General features: G+C 73.0%; 21 protein-coding genes. 8 read left to right on the forward strand and 13 right to left on the reverse strand.

Annotation, left to right across the window (positions count from 1 at the left end):
• Window positions 1-37 precede the first annotated feature (37 nt).
• Window positions 38-2,053, forward strand: coding sequence for an ATP-binding protein (locus EDD33_RS10885; RefSeq protein ID WP_123390797.1), 2,016 nt, complete (start codon window positions 38-40; stop codon window positions 2,051-2,053).
• An 18-nt stretch (window positions 2,054-2,071) separates the two neighbouring features.
• Here EDD33_RS10885 and EDD33_RS10890 read toward each other — a convergent pair whose 3' ends face one another.
• From EDD33_RS10890 to EDD33_RS10900, 3 genes are all read right to left on the reverse strand, one after another.
• Window positions 2,072-3,748, reverse strand: a complete 1,677-nt coding sequence (locus EDD33_RS10890) for a class I adenylate-forming enzyme family protein (protein WP_246003469.1) — start codon at window positions 3,746-3,748, stop codon at window positions 2,072-2,074.
• The gene (locus tag EDD33_RS10895) at window positions 3,745-4,698 is read right to left on the reverse strand and encodes a cyclase family protein (protein ID WP_123390799.1); all 954 of its coding nucleotides are present in this window, start codon (window positions 4,696-4,698) and stop codon (window positions 3,745-3,747) included. Before EDD33_RS10895 ends, EDD33_RS10890 begins: the two co-directional genes overlap by 4 nt.
• 179 nt (window positions 4,699-4,877) lie before the next feature.
• The gene (locus EDD33_RS10900) at window positions 4,878-7,712 is read right to left on the reverse strand and encodes an aconitate hydratase (protein WP_123390801.1); all 2,835 of its coding nucleotides are present in this window, start codon (window positions 7,710-7,712) and stop codon (window positions 4,878-4,880) included.
• A gap of 165 nt (window positions 7,713-7,877) precedes the next feature.
• Here EDD33_RS10900 and EDD33_RS10905 point away from each other — a divergent pair, with 165 nt between their 5' ends.
• Window positions 7,878-8,906 carry an aldo/keto reductase gene (locus tag EDD33_RS10905; RefSeq protein ID WP_123393295.1) on the forward strand — a complete coding sequence of 343 codons (1,029 nt, stop codon included), beginning with the start codon at window positions 7,878-7,880 and terminating at the stop codon, window positions 8,904-8,906.
• A gap of 53 nt (window positions 8,907-8,959) precedes the next feature.
• Here EDD33_RS10905 and EDD33_RS10910 read toward each other — a convergent pair whose 3' ends face one another.
• The 3 genes from EDD33_RS10910 to EDD33_RS10920 are packed head-to-tail and all read right to left on the reverse strand — an operon-like array spanning window position 8,960 to window position 12,536.
• Window positions 8,960-9,307 (reverse strand): MmcQ/YjbR family DNA-binding protein, encoded by a 348-nt coding sequence (locus EDD33_RS10910; protein ID WP_211332514.1) that lies wholly within the window; start codon window positions 9,305-9,307, stop codon window positions 8,960-8,962.
• Between the two features lie 14 nt (window positions 9,308-9,321).
• The gene (locus EDD33_RS10915; RefSeq protein ID WP_123390803.1) at window positions 9,322-10,512 is read right to left on the reverse strand and encodes a class I SAM-dependent RNA methyltransferase; all 1,191 of its coding nucleotides are present in this window, start codon (window positions 10,510-10,512) and stop codon (window positions 9,322-9,324) included.
• Window positions 10,509-12,536 carry an APC family permease gene (locus EDD33_RS10920; protein WP_123390805.1) on the reverse strand — a complete coding sequence of 676 codons (2,028 nt, stop codon included), beginning with the start codon at window positions 12,534-12,536 and terminating at the stop codon, window positions 10,509-10,511. Before EDD33_RS10920 ends, EDD33_RS10915 begins: the two co-directional genes overlap by 4 nt.
• A 75-nt stretch (window positions 12,537-12,611) precedes the next feature.
• On the opposite strand from EDD33_RS10920, the gene EDD33_RS10925 reads away from it, so the two are divergent.
• Both EDD33_RS10925 and EDD33_RS10930 read left to right on the forward strand, forming a co-directional pair.
• On the forward strand, window positions 12,612-13,259 hold the full coding sequence (locus tag EDD33_RS10925; RefSeq protein WP_425463865.1) for a potassium channel family protein: 648 nt from the start codon (window positions 12,612-12,614) through the stop codon (window positions 13,257-13,259).
• On the forward strand, window positions 13,259-13,933 hold the full coding sequence (locus EDD33_RS10930; protein WP_123390809.1) for a potassium channel family protein: 675 nt from the start codon (window positions 13,259-13,261) through the stop codon (window positions 13,931-13,933). Before EDD33_RS10925 ends, EDD33_RS10930 begins: the two co-directional genes overlap by 1 nt.
• Window positions 13,934-13,939: 6 nt before the next feature.
• Here EDD33_RS10930 and EDD33_RS10935 read toward each other — a convergent pair whose 3' ends face one another.
• From EDD33_RS10935 to dut, 4 genes are read right to left on the reverse strand one after another with little or no spacing between them, the layout of a single operon-like run.
• Window positions 13,940-14,680, reverse strand: coding sequence for a DUF3159 domain-containing protein (locus EDD33_RS10935; protein WP_123390811.1), 741 nt, complete (start codon window positions 14,678-14,680; stop codon window positions 13,940-13,942).
• Complete coding sequence (locus EDD33_RS10940) at window positions 14,680-15,147, reverse strand: OB-fold nucleic acid binding domain-containing protein (RefSeq protein ID WP_246003470.1); 468 nt, start codon at window positions 15,145-15,147, stop codon at window positions 14,680-14,682. Before EDD33_RS10940 ends, EDD33_RS10935 begins: the two co-directional genes overlap by 1 nt.
• Window positions 15,148-15,160: 13 nt before the next feature.
• Entirely contained in the window at window positions 15,161-15,832 is a 672-nt protein-coding gene (locus EDD33_RS10945; RefSeq protein ID WP_123390813.1) for a DUF3710 domain-containing protein, read from the reverse strand.
• A complete protein-coding gene (gene dut, locus EDD33_RS10950) occupies window positions 15,829-16,314 on the reverse strand; it encodes a dUTP diphosphatase (RefSeq protein ID WP_123390815.1) in 486 nt (161 codons plus the stop codon). The genes EDD33_RS10945 and dut overlap by 4 nt, the downstream gene beginning before the upstream one ends.
• Before the next feature lie 52 nt (window positions 16,315-16,366).
• Between dut and EDD33_RS10955 the strand changes: the two genes are divergently transcribed.
• Window positions 16,367-16,864, forward strand: coding sequence for a DUF3093 domain-containing protein (locus EDD33_RS10955; protein ID WP_123390816.1), 498 nt, complete (start codon window positions 16,367-16,369; stop codon window positions 16,862-16,864).
• A gap of 65 nt (window positions 16,865-16,929) precedes the next feature.
• Entirely contained in the window at window positions 16,930-17,265 is a 336-nt protein-coding gene (locus EDD33_RS10960) for a DUF4235 domain-containing protein (RefSeq protein WP_056543547.1), read from the forward strand.
• A 105-nt stretch (window positions 17,266-17,370) separates the two neighbouring features.
• Here EDD33_RS10960 and EDD33_RS10965 read toward each other — a convergent pair whose 3' ends face one another.
• From EDD33_RS10965 to EDD33_RS10975, 3 genes are all read right to left on the reverse strand, one after another.
• Window positions 17,371-17,661 (reverse strand): DUF4193 domain-containing protein, encoded by a 291-nt coding sequence (locus EDD33_RS10965; RefSeq protein WP_091727494.1) that lies wholly within the window; start codon window positions 17,659-17,661, stop codon window positions 17,371-17,373.
• Between the two features lie 214 nt (window positions 17,662-17,875).
• Window positions 17,876-18,688 (reverse strand): inositol monophosphatase family protein, encoded by an 813-nt coding sequence (locus tag EDD33_RS10970; RefSeq protein WP_123393300.1) that lies wholly within the window; start codon window positions 18,686-18,688, stop codon window positions 17,876-17,878.
• 10 nt (window positions 18,689-18,698) lie between these two features.
• Window positions 18,699-19,790 carry a ferrochelatase gene (locus tag EDD33_RS10975; RefSeq protein ID WP_123390818.1) on the reverse strand — a complete coding sequence of 364 codons (1,092 nt, stop codon included), beginning with the start codon at window positions 19,788-19,790 and terminating at the stop codon, window positions 18,699-18,701.
• Here EDD33_RS10975 and EDD33_RS10980 point away from each other — a divergent pair.
• On the forward strand, window positions 19,789-21,057 hold the full coding sequence (locus EDD33_RS10980; protein ID WP_123390820.1) for an MFS transporter: 1,269 nt from the start codon (window positions 19,789-19,791) through the stop codon (window positions 21,055-21,057). The two genes, EDD33_RS10975 and EDD33_RS10980, sit on opposite strands and share 2 nt — an antisense overlap.
• Window positions 21,017-22,312 carry a D-arabinono-1,4-lactone oxidase gene (locus EDD33_RS10985; RefSeq protein WP_123390823.1) on the forward strand — a complete coding sequence of 432 codons (1,296 nt, stop codon included), beginning with the start codon at window positions 21,017-21,019 and terminating at the stop codon, window positions 22,310-22,312. Before EDD33_RS10980 ends, EDD33_RS10985 begins: the two co-directional genes overlap by 41 nt.
• The last annotated feature ends 10 nt before the right edge of the window (window positions 22,313-22,322 follow it).

The following is a 22,322-nucleotide window of genomic DNA, read 5'->3' on the forward strand; positions in this document are numbered from 1 at the left end:
GCGACCTCCTGCTGCCGGTCACGGGGAGGAGCGGTGGATGCGCGTCCACGGGGTGCCCGCGCGCACGGTCGTGCTGACCGTGGTGCTGCTCGTGCTGCTCGCCGCGCCCGGGGTCTTCGACCTCTCCCGCGCCTACGCCGGGTGGCCGGCCTTCGGGCTGGCCGTGGCGGTGCTGCTCGACGTGCCGCGGGGCCGACGCCGGTGGGCGGCGACCGCGCTGGTCGTGCTGAGCGCCCTGCCGATCTCCTTCAGCTATGGCGCCCCGCTCCTCCTGGGCGCGGTGGGCGCCCTGGCGCTCGCGCTGCCCGCCCTGCTCGTCGCGACCCACCTGCTGCGGGGCGAGCACACCCGCCCCGGCGCGCTGGTCGAGGTCGACTCGCTCCGCTTCCTCGTCGTCGTCCTGTCGGGGGCGGCCCTCAACAGCGTGCTGCCGACGGTGGTGGGCATCGGGGACGGCATCCCTTCCGGCCTCGAGGCCCTGGTCGTCAGCTTCGTGGCTGCGACCACCGCCCAGCTCGTGGTGCTGCCCCAGCTCGTGCTGACCAGCGACCGGCCCCCGTCCGCCGGCACTCTGGAGCTCTGGTCGCAGCGCCTGGTCCTCACGGTGGTCTTCCTGGCGGTGTTCTGGCCGCGCAGCGCCGTCGGGCTCGCCTTCCTGGTGCTGCCCGCCATCGGCTGGGCCGCCGTGCGCGCGACGCAGCGCGAGACCCACGTCCAGACCTTCCTGGTCTGCGTGGGCGCCTTCGCCCTCAACCTGCTCGGCCGCGGCCCCTACGCCGACCCGGCCCCGGACGGCCTGGCCGCGGCGGCGAGTGCCTCGCTCGTCTACGCCTTCGTCCTCGCCGTCTGCTTCGGCACGGTCCCGCTGGCGCTCGTGGTCAGCCGGCTGTCGTCGATGACGACGTACGCCGAGCGCTCGAGCAGCGCGATCGAGCTGATGCTCGAGTCGGCGACCGGCACGCTGTTCATCGCGGTCGACGAGACCGGTCGCACCACGCACTGGAGCGCGGGCGCCGCACGGACGCTGGGGTGGACCTCGGCGGAGATGCTCGGCCGCAGCCCCGCGGAGCTCAACCCCCAGGAGGAGGTCGACCGCCACGCGGCGTACTTCGGGGTCCCACCCACCCACGCGGCGGCGCTCCACGCCATGGTCGACACCGGCGAGCGCCGCGACTGGGCCTACCGGCACCGCGACGGCGGCACCGTGATGGTCTCGCTGACGATCAGCCAGATCACCGAGCCGTCGGGACGGGTGGCGGGCTACATCGCCTCGGGCGAGGACGCCACCGAGCGCATCGAGACCCAGCGGACCCTCGAGGCGGCCCTCGAGCGCGAGCGCGAGTCGGTGCTGCGGCTGCAGGAGGTCGACCACGTCAAGCAGGAGCTGGTCTCCAACGTCAGCCACGAGCTGCGCACCCCGATCACGAGCATCTCGGGCTACTCCGAGCTGCTCTCCGACGGCAGCCTCGGCGAGCTCAACCGGCAGCAGCTCGACGCGCTCGCGCGGATCGAGCGCAACACCACCCGCCTCGGGCTGCTGGTGGAGGACCTGCTGCTGCTCTCCCGCGCGGAGGCCGGGCACCTCCAGCTCGAGCGCCGCCCGACCGACCTGCGCCACGTCGCCCAGGAGTCCTACGACCTCGTCTCCCCCACCGTGGCCCAGCGCGACCTGCAGCTGGACCTGGACGTGCCCGACGCTCCCGTCACCGTGCTGGGCGACCCCGACGCGCTGGAGCGGGTGGTGACCAACCTGACCGGCAACGCGATCAAGTTCACCCCCGACGGCGGCCGGGTGACGGTGACCGTGTCCCGGTCGGGACGCGACGCCCTGCTCCTGGTCAGCGACACCGGGATCGGCATCTCCGAGGAGGAGCAGGCGCAGCTGTTCACCCGCTTCTTCCGCTCCTCGCGGGTGGTCGAGGAGGCGATCCAGGGCACCGGCCTGGGCCTGTCGATCGTGGACGCCATCGTCACCCGCCACGGCGGCACCGTCCGGGTGACCTCGGCGATCGACCGCGGCACCCGGGTGACGGTGACGCTGCCGCTCGCGTGAGCCCCCGGGGAGCCGGCCTCAGCCCTCCCGGTCGCGCAGCTCGCGGCGCAGGATCTTGCCCGTCGTGGTCTTGGGCAGCTCCGCGACGAGCTCCACGGTGCGGGGGTACTTGTACGCCGCCATCCGCTCCTTGCAGAACGCCACGACCTCCTCGGCGGTGACCTCCACCCCGGGCTTGAGCGAGACGAACGCCTTCACCGACTCGCCGCGGTAGGCGTCGGGGACGCCGACGACCGCGGCCTCGCGCACGGCGGGGTGGCCGTAGAGCACGTCCTCGACCTCGCGGGGCCAGACCTTGTAGCCGGCCGCGTTGATCATGTCCTTCTTGCGGTCGACGATGTAGAACCAGCCGCGCTCGTCCATGAAGCCGACGTCGCCGGTCCGCAGCTCGCCGCCGGGCAGGCTCTCGGCCGTGGCCTCGGGCTTGTTCCAGTAGCCGGGCACCACCTGCGGGCCCGACGTCGCGATCTCGCCCACCTCGCCGGGCGGCAGCTCCTCGCCGTCCTCGCCCAGGATGCGCACCACCGTGCTCGGGACCGGCACCCCGACCGACAGCGCCCCCGAGTCGGGGTCGACCGGGGCACGCACGCCCAGCGGCACGGCGTGCGAGGGCGAGCTGGTCTCGGTCAGGCCGTAGATGTTGTGGACGTAGAGGCCGGTGCGCTCCTCGAGCTGGTCGGTGACCGCGGGGGCGATGGGCGCACCGCCGGAGTACAGGCACCGGAACGACGCCCAGTCCTCGCGGGTCGCGTCGGGGTGCTGGGACAGCGCGATGAAGACCGTGATCGAGCCGATGGTGAAGCGGGGCCGGTGCTCGCGGACGGCGTCGAGGACGACGCCGGGCTCGAAGCGGTGGGCCAGCACCAGCGGGGCGCCGGTGAGCAGCGTGAGCGCCACGTGGGCGACCAGCCCGGTGATGTGGAACAGCGGCGCGACGCCGAGCACGGCGTCGTCGGCTCCCAGGCCCATCCAGTCGCGGTAGGTCTGGGCGTTGAAGGCCAGGTTGGCGTGGGTGTTCATCGCCCCCTTCGGCACGCCCGTGGTGCCCGAGGTGTAGGTCAGCACGGCGACGTCGCCGGCATCGGGCCGCGGGGCCTCGGCGGTGCGGCCCGCGTGGTCCTCGAGCAGCCGCGCGAGGTCGACCGCCCCCTCGGGCGCGGGCCGCCGGGGAGCGGTGAGCACCCGGGCGTCGTCACGGGTCTGCTCGTCGAGCGCCGAGCAGGTGATGACCGAGCGCACCACGACCTCCCCGGCGCCGGCCACGACCTCGCGGGCGACGTCCTCGTAGAGCTCGTCGAGGCACAGCAGCACCCCGGCCCCGGAGTCGCTGAGCAGGTAGGTCAGCTCCCGCTGCTTGTTCATCGGGTTGATCGCGACGGCCGACCCACCCGCCTTCCACGCGGCCAGCAGGCCGATCAGGAAGGCCGGGTTGTTCTGCAGGTAGAGCGCGAGCCGGTCCCCCGGCGCGAACCCGTCCTCGACCAGGGCCGAGGCGAGCGCGCCTGCACGGGCGTCGAGCTCGCCGAAGCTCAGCGTCCCGTCGAAGTAGCGGATCGCGGGCGCGTCCGGCGTGGCCGCGACCGTGGCGTCGACGAGGTCGAGCATGGTGACGTGCTCCTGCTCGAGCTCGTGCGGCACGCCCGCGGCGTAGAGGTCCAGCCAGGGACGCGACGACGAGGGACCGGCCTGCGTCACTTGATCACCACGGGGTTGACCGGCGACCCGCTGCCCTTGGCGACCTTGAGCGGCGCCGCGGTGTAGAGGAAGGTGTAGCGGCCGTCGGCCGCGCAGGACGCCGCGAGCTCCTCGAGGTCGCAGATCTCGGTGAAGACCACCCCGAGGTTGCGCATCAGGGCGCAGTGCAGCGGCAGTGCGGCCCCGCTCGCGGGGTCGAAGGTGACCTCGTTGGCGATGGTGTCGGTGACCAGGTTGGGGATCTCCATGTCCTGGAACCACTGCACCAGCTCGGGCGAGTAGGTCAGGCCCGGCTCGGCGAAGCCCTCGTAGAAGGCGTCGCCCTGCTCGAAGAAGAGCTTGAGGAAGTTGGTGCGGATGATGAGGATGTCGTTCTTCTCGATCGGGGTGCCCTGCGCCTCGGCGCACGCGACCAGGTCCTCGTGGCTGTAGACCTCGCCCTTCTCGAGGTTGTCCTTGCCGCGGAAGCGAGCCATGTCGAGCAGGATGCCGCGACCCACCACGCCCCGCTCGGCGATCGGCTGCACGCTGGCCTTGTCGAGCCCGCCGGTCGAGGTGCGGGCGTCGTAGCCGTTGTAGAGCTGGCCGCCGTACCAGACGTGGCCGAGGGCGTCGTACTGCGTGGAGCCCTGGAGGAAGGCGTCGATCTTGTCGTCGGCGTAGTGCAGGCCGCCGGGGAACGCGGGTGCGTCGGGGCCGTCCCAGGAGGACTCGTCGAGGATCTGGGTGCGCACCGCGGGCGAGCGGCCGGGCCAGACGGGGTCGCCCTTCGGGTCGCCGATGAGCCGCTGCAGCGTGAAGACCTCGCCGCTGCTGACCTGCTGCACGGCGGCGAGCACCTGGGCCGGACCGAGGTAGTTCAGCGAGCCGACCTCGTCGTCCTCGCCCCACTTGCCCCAGTTGCTGGGAGCGTCCTTCAAGATCTCGTCCATGCTGGGGACCTCGGCCATGTCGCACCTTCTCGTCTCGCGGTCGTCCCCGGACCGACCTCGCACGTGCTCGACGGCGCCCGGGATGGTGTGACCAGCCTCACAGCGAGGCCACCCCGCGTCAACGCCGGTCCCGGACGCCGACGGGCCCCCCACCGCGGGTGCGGTGGAGGGTCCGTCGTGGGACGTGCGGGTCGGGCTCAGGCGCCGCGCAGGCTGCGCAGGACGTACTGCATGATCCCGCCGTTGCGGTAGTAGTTCGCCTCGCCGGGGGTGTCGATGCGCACGGTCGCGTCGAACTCGACGTCGCCCGCCGTGACCTTGACCGTCTTGGGGATCCGGCCCTCGTTGAGCTCCGTGACGCCGGTGAAGGAGAACTCCTCCTCGCCGGTGAGGCCGAGGGACTCGGCGCTCTCGCCCTGGGGGTACTGCAGGGGCAGCACACCCATCCCGATCAGGTTGGAGCGGTGGATCCGCTCGTAGGACTCGGCGATGACGGCCTTGACGCCGAGCAGCGCCGTGCCCTTGGCGGCCCAGTCGCGCGAGGACCCGGAGCCGTACTCCTTGCCCGCCAGCACGACCAGCGGGGTGCCCGCGGCCAGGTAGTTCTCGCTGGCCTCGAAGACCGTGCTCTCCGCGCCGTCGGCGGTGAAGTCGCGCGTGAAGCCGCCCTCGGTGCCCGGGGCCAGCTGGTTGCGCAGCCGGATGTTGGCGAACGTGCCCCGGATCATCACCTCGTGGTTGCCGCGGCGCGAGCCGTAGGAGTTGAAGTCGCGCTGGCCCACGCCGTGCTCGGCGAGGTACTTGCCCGCCGGGCTGTCCTTCTTGATGGCACCGGCCGGGCTGATGTGGTCGGTGGTCACCGAGTCGCCCAGCTTGAGCAGGACGCGCGCGCCCGTGATGTCCTCGACCGCCTCCGGCTCGGCCGGCATGCCCTCGAAGTAGGGGGGCTTGCGGACGTAGGTGGACTCGGGGTCCCACGCGAAGGTGTCGCCCTCGGGCGTGGGCAGCGAGCGCCACTGCTCGTCGCCGGCGAAGACGTCGGCGTAGTCCTCGGTGAACATCTCCGAGGTGATCGCCGAGGCGATCACCGTCTCAACCTCGGACGCACTGGGCCAGATGTCGCGCATGAAGACGTCGTTGCCGTCCTCGTCGGTGCCCAGCGGGTCGTTGAACAGGTCGACGTCCATCGAGCCGGCCAGCGCGTAGGCGACCACCAGCGGCGGGGAGGCCAGGTAGTTCATCTTCACGTCGGGGTTGATCCGGCCCTCGAAGTTGCGGTTGCCCGAGAGCACCGAGACGACCGCGAGGTCACCGGCGTTCACGGCGTCGCTGACCTCGGGGATGAGCGGGCCGGAGTTGCCGATGCAGGTGGTGCAGCCGTAGCCGACGAGGTTGAAGCCCAGCTTGTCGAGGTACGGCGTGAGCTCGGCGCGCTCGTAGTAGTCCGAGACCACCTTCGAGCCCGGCGCCAGCGTGGTCTTGACCCACGGCTTGGTCGTGAGGCCCTTCTCGACCGCGTTCTTGGCCAGCAGCGCCGCGCCGATCATCACCGAGGGGTTGGAGGTGTTGGTGCACGACGTGATCGCCGCGATCGTCACCGCCCCGTGGTCGAGCTCGAACTCGGTGCCGTCGTCGAGACGCACCTGCTGCTTGTTGGAGGGGCGGCCGTGGCCGCTGCCCGCCGGGTGGTTGCGCCAGTCGTCGGGCTTGCCCGCGCCGTTGCCGCCCTCGGAGATCGAGGGGGCGTCGCTGGAGGGGAAGGACTCCGCCGAGGCCTCGTCGACCTTGGAGCTCACCGAGTCGGTCTCCTCGCCGTCGACGTAGTCGGCCAGCGAGGTGCGGAAGGCCTGCTTGGCGTCGGAGAGCGAGACCCGGTCCTGGGGACGCTTGGGGCCGGCGAGCGAGGGCACCACGGTGGCCAGGTCGAGCTCGAGCCGCTCGGAGAAGCGGGGCTCGGCCTCGGGGTCGTGCCAGAGGCCCTGCTCCTTGGCGTAGGCCTCGACCAGCGCGATCTGCTCCGCGCTGCGGCCGGTGAGCTCGAGGTACTTCGTGGTCTCCTCGTCGATCGGGAAGACCGCGATCGTGGAGCCGAACTCGGGGCTCATGTTGCCGATGGTGGCGCGGTTGGCGAGCGGCAGCGCGGAGACGCCGGGGCCGTAGAACTCCACGAACTTCCCGACCACGCCGTGCTGGCGCAGCATCTCGGTGATGGTGAGCACGAGGTCGGTCGCGGTCGCGCCCTCGGGCAGGTCGCCGCCGAGCTTGAAGCCGACCACGCGCGGGATCAGCATCGACACCGGCTGGCCGAGCATGGCCGCCTCGGCCTCGATGCCGCCGACGCCCCAGCCGACCACGCCGATGCCGTTGACCATCGTGGTGTGGGAGTCGGTGCCGACGCAGGTGTCGGGGTAGGCCACGACCGTGCCGTCGGCGGACTCGCGGGTGAAGACCGTGCGTGCCAGGTGCTCGATGTTGACCTGGTGGACGATGCCGGTGCCCGGGGGGACGACCTTGAAGTCGTCGAAGGCGCCCTGGCCCCAGCGCAGGAACTGGTAGCGCTCGCGGTTGCGCTCGTACTCGATCTCGACGTTGCGCTCGAAGGCCTCCGGCGTGCCGAAGACGTCGGCGATCACGGAGTGGTCGATGACCATCTCGGCGGGGGCGAGCGGGTTGATCTTCGAGGGGTCGCCGCCGAGGTCGCTCATCGCCTCGCGCATGGTGGCGAGGTCGACGACGCAGGGCACACCGGTGAAGTCCTGCATGATCACGCGGGCGGGGGTGAACTGGATCTCCTTGTCGGGATCCGCGTCGGCGTCCCACCCGGCCAGCGCCCTGATGTCGTCGGCGGTGATGTCGGAGCCGTCCTCGGTGCGCAGCAGGTTCTCGAGGAGCACCTTGAGCGAGTACGGCAGCGAGGCGACGTCGAGCCCCTCGCCCTGCACCGCGTCGAGCCGGTAGATCTCGTAGCTGTCGTCCCCGACCTCCAGGGTGCCCTTGGCACCGAAGCTGTCCTGTCGCTCGCCTGCGCTCATGGTTCTCCTCGTTGCCTCGTCTGACCCGGTGGTGTCCGCTCCATCTTGCCGCCGTCGCGGCAGCGGTGGGAAGGAAGGGGACCCTCACCTCGGGATGTATCTTGACGTCAAGATATCACGTGGGGCCACGCCCCGGGTGCTGGTGCGACGGCTACGGTGACCGACATGCGCTACCGCACCCTGGGCCACAGCGGCTGCTCGGTCTCCGAGCTCTGCCTGGGCACGATGACCTTCGGGGCCGAGACCGACGAGGCCGGCTCCCACGCCCAGCTCGACCGCTTCGTCGAGGCGGGCGGCACCCTCGTCGACACCGCCGACGTCTACTCGGCCGGGGTCTCGGAGGAGATCATCGGACGCTGGTGGGCCGACCGCCCCGCCGACGTCACCGACGGGGTGGTGCTGGCCACCAAGGGCCGCTTCCCCACCGGCACCGGCCCCAACGACGTGGGCACCTCGCGCCGGCACCTGACCCGCGCGCTGGACGCCTCGCTGGCGCGGCTCGGCGTCGACCACGTCGACCTCTACCAGGCCCACGCCTGGGACCCCCACACCCCGCTCGAGGAGACGCTGCGCACCCTGGACTCCTTCGTCCGCAGCGGCAAGGTCGGCTACTACGGGTTCTCCAACTTCTCCGGCTGGCAGCTCACCAAGGCGGTGCACCTGGCCCGGGCGCTGGGCCTGGCCGCCCCGGTCACGCTGCAGCCGCAGTACAGCCTGATCGTGCGCGAGATCGAGTGGGAGGTCGTCCCGGCCGCCCTGGACGCCTCCATGGGACTGCTCCCCTGGAGCCCGCTCGGCGGCGGCTGGCTCACCGGCAAGTACGACCGCGACCAGCGCCCCACCGGCACCACCCGCCTCGGCGAGGACCCCGGGCGGGGCATGGAGGCCTGGGAGCGCCGCGGCACCGACCGCACCTGGGCGATCGTCGACGCCGTCCAGTCGGTGGCGCAGGCCCGCGGCGTCTCGATGGCCCAGGTGGCGCTGTCCTGGGTCACGGACCGACCGGCCGTCACCTCGACGATCCTCGGCGCCCGCACCCTGGAGCAGCTGGAGGACAACCTGGGAGCGGTCGACGTACGCCTGGCTCCGGAGGAGACCGCCCGCCTCGACGAGGCCAGCGACCTCCGCGCCACCGACTACCCCTACGGCTCCCTGGGCCTCGACCAGCGCTCCCGGGACCTCGCGGGCGGCTGACGCCTCCCGCTCTCCTGCCCCTCGGGGACGCCGGGCCTCCGCCGCCGGACCACCTACTCCGGCAACCGCTCCCCGCGGGCCTGGACGAGGTCGGGCGGGGCGGTGAGGCGCCAGGCCTCGAAGACCAGCTCGGCGAGCTCGGCGCGGTCGAGGCCGTCGAGGTGCACGACGACCCAGCCGAAGCCCCCGGCGGTGAACTGGACCTCGAACACCCCGGGACGCTCCCCCACCAGCGCCGCCTGCTCGACCAGGGTCTGCTTGAGGCCCATCGTGCGGGTGGGCTCCCACAGGTAGCCGAAGGTGCGGCCCGTGACCTGGAACGACCGGTAGCGGCGGTGCTCCTGGACCGCCACGTCGTCGAGCTGGGCGACCAGGGCGAGGGCGTCGGCGGTGGTGGGCACGGGTCGGGGTCCGGTCAGGCAGGCACGAACAGCGCCACGCACTCCACGTGGTGGGTCATCGGGAACAGGTCGAAGGCGCGCAGCGTCTCCAGCCGGTAGCCCTGCTCGGCGAAGTAGCCGACGTCGCGGGCCAGCGCTGCCGGGTCGCAGGCGACGTAGACGACCGCGCGGGGGGCCAGCGCGGTGACGTGGCGCACCACCTGGCGCTTGGCGCCGACCCGCGGCGGGTCGAGCACGACCACGTCGGCGGGCCCGACGCCGTGGTGCAGCGCGCGGTCGACGCGACCGGTGACCACGCTGGCGGCGGGCACGTCGGCCAGGTTGCGACGGGAGAGCCGCGAGGCCGCGCCGTCGCCCTCGACGGCCACGACGGAGCCCTCGGGACCCACCTCCTGACCGAGGTACGCCGCGAACAGGCCGACGCCGGCGTAGAGGTCCAGCACCCGCTCGCCGGGCTGCAGCGCGGCCAGCTCCAGGACGGTCTCGACCAGCAGCCGCGGCGCCTCGACGTGGGGCTGCCAGAACCCGTCGGCGGCCACCTCGAAGGAGCGCGTGCCGGCGTAGGTCGTCACGGTCTCGGTCACCGTGGCCGCCGGTGCGCCGGGGCGCGGCCCGGCCCCCGCCCGCCGGTCGTCGGTGGTGGTCGAGACGGTCACGACCGCCTCGGGCGACTGGATCAGGCAGTCCTCCACGGCGACGACGTCGTGCGAGCGGTGGGCGCGCAGGCCGACCTGGTCCTCGGGGAGGGCGACGTACTGCATCCGCGAGCGCCAGCGCAGGCCGTCGTCGTCGCCTGCACCCGTCACGGGCACCGGCTCGACGACGACCTCGCGCTCGACGCCGGCGAGGCGGGACAGCTGCTCGGAGACGACGTCGCCCTTGAGCCGTCGCTGGGCGGGCAGCGCGACGTGCTGGAGGTCGCAGCCGCCGCAGGCGCCCGGACCGGCGTACGGGCAGGGCGGCTCGACGCGGTCGGGCGAGGCGTCGAGCACCTCGACGGCGTCGGCGCGCAGGAAGCGGCCGTCGTCCTCGGTCACCTCGGCGAGCACGCGCTCGCCGGGCAGCGCGTGGCGCACGAAGACCACGAGGCCGGACTCGCCGGTGCGGGCGACCACGTGGCCGCCGTGGGCGATCGGACCCGCGGCCAGCTCGAGCCGGTCGCCGACCTGGGGGCGCGAGGGCTCCAGCGCCTCGGGGGCGCTCACTTGCCGGTCCTCGTCCGGCCGCGCCGCTCGTCACCGGGACGCACCCGCGTGAAGTCGCGGTCGGTGCGGCGCTTGGCCTCCTCGGCACCGCGCAGCTGGTAGGGCACCGAGGTGACCATGACGCCCGGGCTGAACAGCAGCCGGCCCTTGAGCCGCAGGGCGGTCTGGTTGTGCAGCAGCTGCTCCCACCACCGGCCCACGACGTACTCCGGGATGTAGACCGCCACCACGCCGCGCGGGTTGGACCGGCGGATCTCGGAGGTGTAGGCCACGATCGGGCGGATCACCTCGCGGTAGGGCGAGTAGAGCATCTTCAGCGGGACGTCGATCCGCATCGCGTCCCACTCGTCGACCAGGCGCGTGGTGCGCTCGCTGTCGGCGTCGACGAAGACGGCCTCCAGCACGTTGGGCCGGGTCGCCTTGGCGTAGGCCAGCGCCCGCATCGTGGGCTTGTGCAGCTTGGAGACGAGCACGATCGCGTGGACCCGCGTCGGCATGATCGGGTCGGAGTCACCGACCTCGAGCTCGAGCTCGACCCGGTCGTAGTGACGCCGGATCGCGCTCATGATGGCGTAGAAGGTGCCCATGGCCAGGATCGTGATCCAGGCGCCGGAGAGGAACTTGGTGACCAGCACGATCACCAGCACCACCGCGGTCAGGCCCAGGCCGAAGGTGTTGATGGCCCGCGAGCGCACCATCCTGCGGCGCTCGGCGGGGTCGCGCTCGGACTGCAGGAGGCGGGTCCAGTGCCGGATCATGCCGAGCTGACTGAGGTTGAAGGAGACGAACACCCCGACGATGTAGAGCTGGATCAGCTTGGTGGTCTGGGCCTCGAAGACCACGATGAGCACGATCGCCATCACGGCCAGGAACACGATGCCGTTGCTGTAGGCCAGCCGGTCGCCCCGGGAGCCGAACGCGCGCGGCATCAGCCCGTCCTTGGCCAGGATCGAGCCCAGCACCGGGAAGCCGTTGAACGCGGTGTTGGCGGCGAGCACGAGGATCACGCCGGTCACCGTCACCACGAAGTAGAAGCCGGGCGGGAACCCGTCGAAGATGGCCCGGGCCAGCTGGGCGATCACGGTCTGCTGGACGAAGTCCTCCGGGAGCGCGGCGCCACCGGGCAGCCGGAGGTTCTCCAGCTCGGCGGGGTCGACGTAGCGCAGCCCCATCTGTCGGGCCAGCGTGATGACGCTGACCATCATCGTGACCGCGATCAGGCCGAGCAGCAGCAGCGTGCTCGCCGCGTTGCGGCTCTTGGGCTTGCGGAAGGCCGGCACGCCGTTGGAGATCGCCTCGACCCCGGTCAGCGCGGCGCAGCCCGAGGAGAACGCCCGCGCCAGCAGGAACACCAGCCCGATCGTGGTCAGCGGCTGGTCCCAGCCCTCCCGGGGGACGATCTCGTAGCCGGCGGTCTCCACGTCGGGCAGCGTGCCGGTCGCGAGCCGGAGCAGGCCCAGCAGGCACATGCCGAGGATCGCGACCATGAAGAGGTAGGTCGGGATCGCGAAGAGGGACCCCGACTCGCGCACGCCGCGCAGGTTCAGCGAGGCCAGCACCACGACCAGCAGCGAGGCGGCGACGACCTGGTGCTCGTGGACGAACGGCAGCGCCGCCCCGGCGTACTGCGCGGCCGAGGAGATCGACACCGCCACGGTGAGGATGTAGTCGACCAGCAGCGCGCTGGCGACGGTCTTGCCCGCCTTGACGCCCAGGTTGACGGTGGCGACCTCGTAGTCGCCGCCGCCCGAGGGGTAGGCGTGCACCGTCTGGCGGTAGGACGCGACGACGGTCAGCATCACCAGGGCGACCGCGAGCGCGATCTTCCACGACCAGACGTAGGCCGAGCTGCCGGCGATGGCCAGCATGATGAAGACCTCGTCGGGCGCGTAGGCCACCGAGGACAGCGCGTCGCTGGCGAAGACGGGGAGGGCGATGCGCTTGGGCAGCAGGGTCTCGCCCAGCTGCGAGCTCCTCAGCTTGCGTCCGAGCAGGATGCGCTTGCTGACATTTCCCACGCCCACCAGGCGAGGCTATGGCACGCCCGGCCACCGCCGTGCCCTGACTCCACTACTGTGCGAGATGTGCACGTCGTGATCATGGGCTGCGGCCGCGTCGGCTCGACGCTCGCCCGCAGCCTCGAGGACCGGAACCACACCGTCAGCGTGATCGACAGCAACCCCGACGCCTTCCGACGACTGGGGCCCTCGTTCAACGGCACCAAGGTCACCGGCTACGGCTTCGACCAGGCCGTGCTGACCGAGGCGGGCATCTCGCGCGCCGACGCCTTCGCGGCCGTCAGCAGCGGTGACAACTCCAACATCATCGCGGCGCGCGTGGCCCGGGAGTCCTTCGGGATCGACCAGGTCGTGGCCCGGATCTACGACCCGGGGCGTGCCGAGGTCTACCAGCGTCTCGGCATCACCACCGTCGCCACCGTGAAGTGGACGGCCGACCAGGTGCTGCGCCGGATCCTGCCCGCCGGCGCCGAGCCCGACTTCCGCGACCCCTCCGGCACCATCCGTGTCGACCAGGTGCCCGTGCCCGAGCACTGGGTCGGCGTGCGGACCATCCACTTCCAGGAGCAGTCCGGCAGCCGGATCGCCTGGATCGACCGGCTCGGCGAGGGCATGCTGTCCAGCCGCGAGACGGTGCTGCAGGAGGGCGACGTCCTCCACCTGGTGATGCGCGAGGAGAACGCCACGCGCGTCTACGACGTGCTCAAGAAGGGCCCGGAGACAGACTGATGAAGGTCGCCATCGCAGGAGCCGGCGCCGTCGGCCGCTCGATCGCCCGCGAGCTGATCGGCAACGGCCACCAGGTCCTGCTCATCGACAAGTCGCCGCACGCCATCAAGCCCGACCGGGTGCCCGACGCCGAGTGGCTGCTCGCCGACTCCTGCGAGCTGTCCTCGCTGGAGGAGGCCCGGCTCCAGGAGTGCGACGTCGTCATCGCCGCCACCGGCGACGACAAGGTCAACCTGGTCACCTCGCTGCTGGCCAAGACCGAGTTCGGGGTCCCCCGCACGGTCGGCCGGGTCAACCACCCCAACAACGAGTGGCTGTTCACCGAGGCCTGGGGCGTCGACGTCAACGTCTCCACCCCGCGCATCATGTCGGCGCTGGTCGAGGAGGCGGTCACGGTCGGCGACCTGGTCCGGCTGTTCACCTTCCGCCAGGGCGGCGCCAACCTCGTGGAGATGACGCTGCCCGCGGACTCGCCGTACGTCGGGAAGCCCTCGGGCCTGATCCCCTTCCCCGACAACTGCGCGCTGGTGACGATCCTGCGCGACGGCCAGGTCTACGTGCCCGACCCGGACCAGCCGGTCGAGGCGGGCGACGAGCTGCTGCTGGTCGTGCCCGCAGAGCTGGAGGACCAGCTCGAGGTGCTGCTCGCCCCCGAGGAGCACCGGGCCAAGTAGGCGCTGCTAGACCTGCGGGGCCGGCCGGCCCGGCTCGACGGGGGTCTTGTTGCGCGTCAGCACCCAGACCATCCCGGCCAGGCAGGCCACCTGCAGCGGCCAGCCCATCACGAGCTTGGCGACGCCGAGCGCGGCCACGGCCGACCCCGTCGACCACCAGCCCTCGGTGCCGGCGTACCAGATCGGCAGCTGCACGGCGACGCGCAGCAGGCACGGCAGCGCCAGCAGCCAGGTCAGCAGCGAGCACAGCCGCACCACGCGCCGGTCGGCGTGCCAGGCCGTGGGGTCGCCGGTGACGCTGCCGACGATGAAGCCCACCAGCGGCCAGCGGATCGCGATGGTGAAGACCATCAGCGCGGCGTAGACGGCGTTGTAGATCAGGCCGGGCAGGAAGTAGGCCAGCGCCTGCTCCCCCTCGTCGCCCCCGCCCCGCGCGGCGCGCCACGCGAACAGCGCGCCGATGCCGATGCCGAAGAGCGCGTTGAGCACGAACTGCACCGAGGACCGTTGCACCAGCCGTACGACGAGCAGCACCGCCGCCGCCGCGACGCTGACCGTGATCGCCAGCCGCAGGTCGTGCAGGGTCAGGAAAAGCACCGTGAAGCAGACCGTCGGCACCGCGGCCTCGAGCATGCCCCGGACGCCGCCGAGGGCCTCGCCGAGCTGCTTGCGCACGACCTCCTCGACGGTCGCCGCCGACGGAGGGGCGGCGGGGGGCGTGGTGGCGGGTGCCTCGGGCTCGGTCATCAGGGCCTCAGGAAGTAGCGCGGGTTGTACATCACGCGGTGGCCGTCGTGGACGCCCACGCGTCCCATCACGCGGATGCCGCGGCCCGGCGTGATCCCGGCGATCCGGCGCCGGCCGAGCCACAGCACGGTGATCGACCCGGACCCGTCGTAGAGCTCGGCCTCCAGCGCCGGCACCCCGCCACGGGGACGGAGCGAGACGGTCTTGAGCGTCCCCTGGAGGATGACCGGCTCGCGGTCAGGGGCCTCGGCGACGGTCACCAGGCCCGCCTTGCGGGTGTCCTGGCGCAGCTCGCGGGCCTCCTCGCGGTCGCTGCTGGCCCATCGGCTGATGGACGCGCGGAGCCGGCTGCGGTGCTTGTGGTCCTCCCCGTCGTCGCCGTGGTGGTGACCGCCCCGGGGTTCGTCGACCTCCCGGTCGGACTGACGGGCCGCCCGGGCGGCGCGGCGCTCGTGCTGCTCGGCCATGTGCGGGTCTCCCCTACTCCGACGCGGGCCTGGCGTCGGGCGGCAGCACCAGCGGCAGCGGGGAGCCGGGCGGCATCGCCTCGGCACCGCGACGCACGACCACCGACCGGATCAGCGCGTCCCACGGCAGCGCCTTCTCGGGGTCGACGGCCGGGTTGCCCATCAGGTTGGAGCGCAGCAGCCAGGTCGGGCCGAGGTGGCCGACGAAGCGGCTCGCCTGGGTGGCCGACTCGCCCTCGGAGGAGGTGACCGGCACCAGGCACAGCAGCTCGGTGCCGAAGGGGCCCTCCTGCTCGGTGGCGGTGCCGCCGACCCGCTCGGTCTCGGTCGCGATCCGCGGTCGCAGCTCCTCCCAGGCCTCGCCGCCGCGCGAGGCGGCGAAGGGACGCAGCTCCAGGGCGCCGTCGGCGCCCACGAGCAGCACGGCGGCGACGTTGCCGGAGTCCTCCTCGACCTGGAGCCGCAGCTCGACGCCGTCGGCGGGCTCGAGCAGCAGGCTGCCCAGGTCGACCAGCTGACGCTCCTCGAGGTCGACCTCGGAGACGTCGTAGGGACCGGTCTCGGGGGTCTCACGGGTGCGCGCGGGCGGCTCCTCGCCGTCCCGCTCCCCGTCCTCGACCACCTCGTCGACGGGAGCGTCTGCTCCCTCGTCGCCGGGTCCCGAACGCCTGCGGCCGAACCTCACGATGCTGCGCCTTCCCTCGTCGACTGCTCCGCGGAGGCGAAGCCTCCCGTCGAACCGTAGCCCCCGTCGCCCCGGTCGGACGCGCCCAGGTCGGCGACGTCGGCGACCTCCTCGAACACGGCCGTCTCGCAGCGCTGCACGACCAGCTGGGCGATCCTGTCGCCGCGGCGCACGGTGAACGGCGCCTCGCGGTCGGTGTTGACCAGGCACACCTGCACCTCGCCGCGGTAGCCCGCGTCGATCGTGCCCGGCGCGTTGACGATCGAGATGCCGTGGCGCGCCGCCAGCCCCGAGCGCGGGTGCACCAGGCCGACGTGGCCCTCGGGCAGCGCCAGGGCGATCCCGGTCGGGACCAGGGCGCGCTCGCCGGGGGCGAGGGTGACCTCGGTGGCGGCGTGGAGGTCGGCGCCGGCGTCGCCGGGGTGGGCGTACGACGGGAGCGGCAGCCCGGGGTCCAGCCTGGTCACAGCGATGCGCACCATGGGGCGCGACCCTACCCGCGCCGGCGGACCGCGCGGGTGACAGGCTTGGACCGTGCCGCCGACCGACTCCCCCGCGCCGTCCGGCGCGTCGGGGACCGCCTACTCCGAGCGCCTGCACGTGCCGCTGCGCTGGTGGGTGCAGGCCACGATGCTGCTCGCGACGGTCTGGCTGGCGTTCGTGGTCGCGATGCCCCCGTGGGTGGCGTCCCTGCTCGCGGGCGGGCTGCTGGTCGCGACGTACGCCTTCTTCGCGTGGGTCGGCAGCGCGGTCGTCGCGGTCCGCGACGGCGAGCTGCGGGCCGGTCGCGCCCACATCGCCACCCGGCTGCTCGGCCCGGCCGAGCCGCTCGACGCCGAGCAGACCCGGCGGGTGCACGGCGTGGACGCCGACGCCCGGGCGTTCCTGGTGACCCGCCCCTACCTCAAGCGGGCGGTGCTCGTGCCGGTGCTCGACCCGGCCGACCCGACGCCGTACTGGCTGGTCTCCACGCGCCACCCCGGCCCGCTGGCCGCGGCGCTCGAGGGCTCGGCGGGCACGCCCGGCGCGTAGCCCTAGGGTGGGTGGGTACCCCTGCAGGACCGTGGGGAACGCACCACGCACACGAGAGGCAGGACATGGCCAAGCACGACGAACCCGCGAAGGACAGCTCGAAGGTCTGGTCGATCTTCTCCCTGGCAGCGGCGCTGCTGGGAGCGACCGTGGCTCGCAAGACGGTGACGAAGTCCTGGCAGGCGGCCACCGGCAAGAACCCGCCCGCCAACCCCGCCGACCCCGACGTCCAGATGTGGGAGGCGGTCCTGTGGGCCGCCGCCAGCGGCATGGCCATCCAGATCGCCCGGATGCTGTTCTCCCGCAAGGCGGCGGACTACTACGCCAAGTCGACCGGACACCTGCCCCCCGGTCTCGGCAAGGACGACCAGAGCACCAAGGCCGACCCCGCCACCACCTGAGGCCACCACCTCAGCGGCACCCAGCGGCACCGCACGACGAAGGGCCGTCCCCCACCGGGGGACGGCCCTTCTCGTCGGTGACCGGCCTCGAGGCCGGCGCGCTGCTCAGATGCAGTCGCGGCAGATGAGCTTCTTCTCGTCGGCGAGCTGGCTGCGGTGGTGCACCAGGAAGCAGCTCATGCAGGTGAACTCGTCCAGCTGCTTGGGCTTGACCTCGACGGCCAGCTCCTCGTGCGAGAGGTCCGCACCCGGCAGCTCGAAGGACTCGGCCGCCTCGGCCTCGTCCTCGTCGACCTTGCCGGAGTTCTTGTCGTGCCGACGGGCCTTGAGCTCCTCGAGGCTGTCTTCGTTCTGCTCCTCCTCGGTCTTGCGAGGGGCGTCGTAGTCGGTTGCCATGTTGCTTCTCCTGCTCCAGGTCCCAGTGGTGTCCGGCGGTGGACGTCCGTGGTGACGGCGCGATTGTGCACCAGTCCCCGCGAAATAGCACACCCGGACCCCGGGGTCGGCCCCCGAGGTGGTGGACCTCACCTGAACACGGGTCGCCCTCGCGATGTTCCCGTAACCGAATCGGTGCGATCCACACGCTCCGAGGGGCCGCGGGCGGGGGGTCTCAGCCCCGGAAGCCGCACTCCCGGACCAGCCGCTCGAACCCGTCGTACGCCGCGGCGGGCGCCGCCACCACGAGGTCCAGCTCGGGCCCCGCCGAGACGTCGACCACCGCCCCCGCCTCGGTGGCCACCAGGCCGGCGGCGGCGTGGTCCCACCAGTACGGCCCCTCCTCGACGTAGGCGTCGACCGCGCCCTCGGCGAGCGCGCACAGGTCGAGCGCGCACGAGCCGCCCCGGCGCACGTCGCGGACGCGGGCGAGCAGCTCGGCGACGGCCCGGCCCTGGCGGGTCCGGACGTCGCGGGAGTAGCTGAACCCGGTGGCCACCAGCGCCGCCTCGGGCGCCGCCGGCTCGCGCACCTGCAGCCGGACGCCGTCGCGCCAGGAGCCGGCGCCGTGGAGCGCGGCGTACTCGCGGCCGAGCACCGGGGCGACGACCGCGCCGGCCACGACCTGCTCCACGCCGTCGACGGTGCGGGCCGCGGCGACCGAGACCGCCCAGTGGGGCAGGCCGTAGAGGTAGTTGACGGTGCCGTCGACCGGGTCGAGGACCCAGCGCACCCCGGAGCCGCCCCGGACGTCGTCGCCCTCCTCCCCCACGATCGCGTCGTCGGGGCGTGCGGCCAGGATCCGCTCGCGCAGCAGCTCCTCGCTGGCGCGGTCGGCCCGGGTGACGACGTCGGTGTCGCTGGACTTGGTGGCCGCGACCTCGACCCCCTCGTGGCGCATCCGCAGCGCGAGCGCGCCCGCCTCGCGGGCGACCCTCAGCGCCAGGTCGAGCAGCTCCCGGTCGGTGCCGTCCCCCTCGGGGACCACGCCGGCCACCTCAGTCCTGCCCGCTGAGCGCGGGCCGGGCGCCGCGCGGGTTGGGGCAGCAGCCCACGGGGCAGACGTCCCACGAGGCGGGGCTGCCGACCGCGGCCCGCTCGACGGGCTGGTCGGTGGGCTGGTCGGCCTCGACCGCGGCCCGCTCGAGCAGCAGGTCGCGGGCCATCGCCACGAAGCGCGGGTCGACGCCGGCGGTAGCGGCGCGGGCGAAGGGCAACCCGATCTCCTCGGCCGTGGCGCGGGCCTCGGTGTCGAGGTCGTAGATGACCTCCATGTGGTCGGAGACGAAGCCGATCGGCACCACGACCGCGCCGGGCACCTCGCGGGCGTGCAGGTCGCGCAGGTGGTCGTTGACGTCGGGCTCGAGCCACGGCACGTGCGGCGGGCCGGAGCGGGAGCAGAACACCAGCTCGGCCGGGTAGCGGTGGCCGGTCTCCTGGCGGACCCGGGCGACGACCTGCTCCATCACCAGGCGGTGCTGCGCGGTGTAGGCGTTGCCGTCGGGGCCGCTGCTGTCGTCCATCGAGACCGGGATCGAGTGGGTCACGAAGGCCAGGTGGCCCGCCCGGCGGGCCGCCTCGGGCAGCTCGGCGAGGGCCGCCAGCGTCGCGTCGACCATCGGCTCGAGGAAGCCCGGGTGGTTGTAGTAGTGGCGCAGCTTGTCGATGCGCGGCGCGCCGGGCACCTCCGCGACGGCGGCGGCGAGGTTCTCGCGGTACTGGCGACAGCCGCTGTAGGAGGAGTAGGCGCTGGTGACCAGCGCGGCCGCACGCTGCACCCCGTCGTCGCGCATCTGCGCCAGGGTGTCGGCCAGGTAGGGGTCCCAGTTGCGGTTGCCCCAGTAGACCGGCACGTCGACGCCGTCAGCGGCGAGGTCGGCCCGCAGCGCCTCGACGAACGCACGGTTCTGGTCGTTGATCGGGCTGCGGCCACCGAAGCCGTAGTAGTGCTCGCCGACCTCCTCGAGGCGGGCGTCGGGGATGTTCTTCCCGGCGGTCACGTTGCGCAGGAACGGGACGACGTCCGCGGGCTTCTCGGGCCCCCCGAAGGAGACCAGCAGCAGGGCGTCGTACGGGGTCGGGGAGGCCATGGCGACCAGCCTAGAGTTCGACCCGATGCTCACCCCCTACCGCCGGGTCTTCGCGCACCCCGGCGCCGCCCTGTTCTCCGCGACCGGCGTGGTCGCCCGGCTGCCGATCTCGATGACGACGCTGGGGATCGTGCTGCTGGTCAGCGCGCTGTCGGGGTCCTACGCGCTGGCGGGCCAGGTGACGGCCGCCTTCATCGCCGGCAACGCCGGGTTCGCGGTGCTGCACGGCCGGCTCACCGACCGGTTCGGCCAGACCCGGGTGCTCTCGGTGGACACGGTGGCCTTCGGGCTCTCCTCGAGCCTGATGGTGGTGGCGGTCACCGAGGGCTGGTCCTTCCCGTGGCCCCACCTGCTCGCCGTGGTCGCCGGCACGGCGATGCCCCAGGTCGGCACGATGGTCCGCGCCCGGTGGGCCCACCTGCTCGACGACCCGGCCGAGCGGCACACCGCCTTCGCGGTCGAGGGCGTCGCCGACGAGGTCGTCTTCGTGACCGGGCCGGCGCTGGTCACCGTGCTGGCGACGTCCTTCGCCCCGCAGTCCGGGCTGGTGGTCGCCGTGGTGGCGGGCACGCTCGGCTCGGTCGCGCTCGCGCTGCAGCGTCGTACGGCGCCGCCGGTGCAGGTCCGCTCCGCCGACACGGTCCGCACCCCCATGCCGTGGCGGCTGATCCTCCCCCTCGCGGTGGGCGCCCTCGCCCTGGGCAGCCTGTTCGGTGCGCTCGAGGTCGCGACCGTGGCCCTGGCCGAGGACGAGGGCCGCAAGGTGCTCTCGGGACTGATGCTGGCGGCGTTCTCCTTCGGCAGCCTCGTGGCGGGCGTCGTGGCGGGCACGATGACCATGCGTCGTACGCCGCTGGCCCGGGCCCGGCTGGGGATGACCCTGCTGGCGGTCGGCACCTGCGCGCTGCCGCTGCTGCCCGGCCTGCTCGTCGTCTCGGTGGCGCTGCTGCTCACCGGGCTGGCGCTGGCCCCGACGCTGATCAGCCTGTTCTCCCTCATCGAGGGGTCCGTGCCGTCGGGGCGGCTCAACGAGGCGATGGGGGTCGTCCAGACCGGGATGAGCGCCGGCATCGCGCCGGGGGCGTGGGGCGCCGGCGTGGTGGCCGACGCGTCCGGCGGGTCGGCGGCGTACTGGGTGTGCGTGGTCGCGGCCGTGCTCGCCGCGCTGGCCGGGCTCACCGTGCGCGGGGACGTCGCGACGGGTCCGCGCGGCTACGCTCGGACGGGTGAGCACGTGGACCAGCTGGGCGGGGCTGAGCAGCTGTAGCCCGGCGCAGGAGCGCCGACCCGTCGACGTCGGCGACGTCGTCGAGGCCGTCCGCGACGCCGCCGACCGCGGCGGCCGCGTCAAGATGCCCGGCACCGGCCACTCCTTCACCGACATCGCGCTGACCGACGGCACCCTGCTCCACCCGACCGCGCTGACCGGCGTGGTCGGCGTCGACCGGGCCGCGATGACGGTGACCGCGCTGGCCGGCACCACGCTGCGCGAGCTCAACGCGACCCTCGCCCGGCTCGGACTGTCGCTGCACAACATGGGCGACGTCGAGGAGCAGACGGTCGCCGGGGCCATCTCCACCGGCACCCACGGCACCGGCGGCGTCACGGCCTCGCTGAGCGCGCAGGTGGTCGGGCTCGAGCTGGTCACCGGCACCGGCGAGGTGCTGCGCGCCGACCGCACCCGGCACCCCGACGTGCTCGACGTCGTGCGCCTCGGGCTCGGCGCGACGGGCGTCCTGACCGCGGTCACGCTCGAGGTCGAGCCGCTGTTCGTGCTCGAGGCCCACGAGCGGCCGATCCAGTGGGACGAGGCGGTCGCCGGGTTCGACGGGCTCGCCGAGCAGCACCACCACGCCGAGATGTACTGGTTCCCCCACACCGACCGGCTGCTGCTCAAGACCAACGACCGCACCCTCGAGGACCCCGAGCCGCTCTCGCGGCTGCGGGAGTGGTGGGACGACGACCTGCTCTCCAACCACGTCTTCGACCTCGTCAACCGGGTCGGCAACGCCCGTCCGGCGCTGGTCCCCCGGCTCAACGCGCTCTCGGCCCGGGCGCTGGGCGAGCGCCGCTACCGCGACGTCCCGCACCGCGTCTTCACCACGCGGCGCACGGTCCGCTTCCGCGAGATGGAGTACGCCGTGCCGCGGGCCGCCGGCCTGACCGCGCTCGCCGAGGTCCGGGACCTGGTCGAGCGCTCGGGCTGGCGGATCGGCTTCCCGTTGGAGTACCGCGTCGCCCCGGCCGACGACGTGCCCCTCTCCCCCGCCCACGACCGCGACGTCGCCTGGATCGCGGTGCACGTCAACGCCGCCGCCGACCACACCGACTACTTCGCCGGGGTCGAGGCGGTGCTGCGGGCCCACGACGGCCGCCCGCACTGGGGCAAGCTGCACACCCGCACCGCCGCCGACCTCGCGCCGGCGTACCCCCGGTGGCAGGACGCCCTGGCGGTCCGCGACCGGATCGACCCGCAGCGGCTCTTCACCAACGCCTACCTCGAGCGGGTCCTCGGGCCCTGACCGGCGCGCC

Source organism: Nocardioides aurantiacus, assembly GCF_003752505.1.
In the GTDB taxonomy this organism is placed as follows: Bacteria; Actinomycetota; Actinomycetes; order Propionibacteriales; family Nocardioidaceae; genus Marmoricola; species Marmoricola aurantiacus.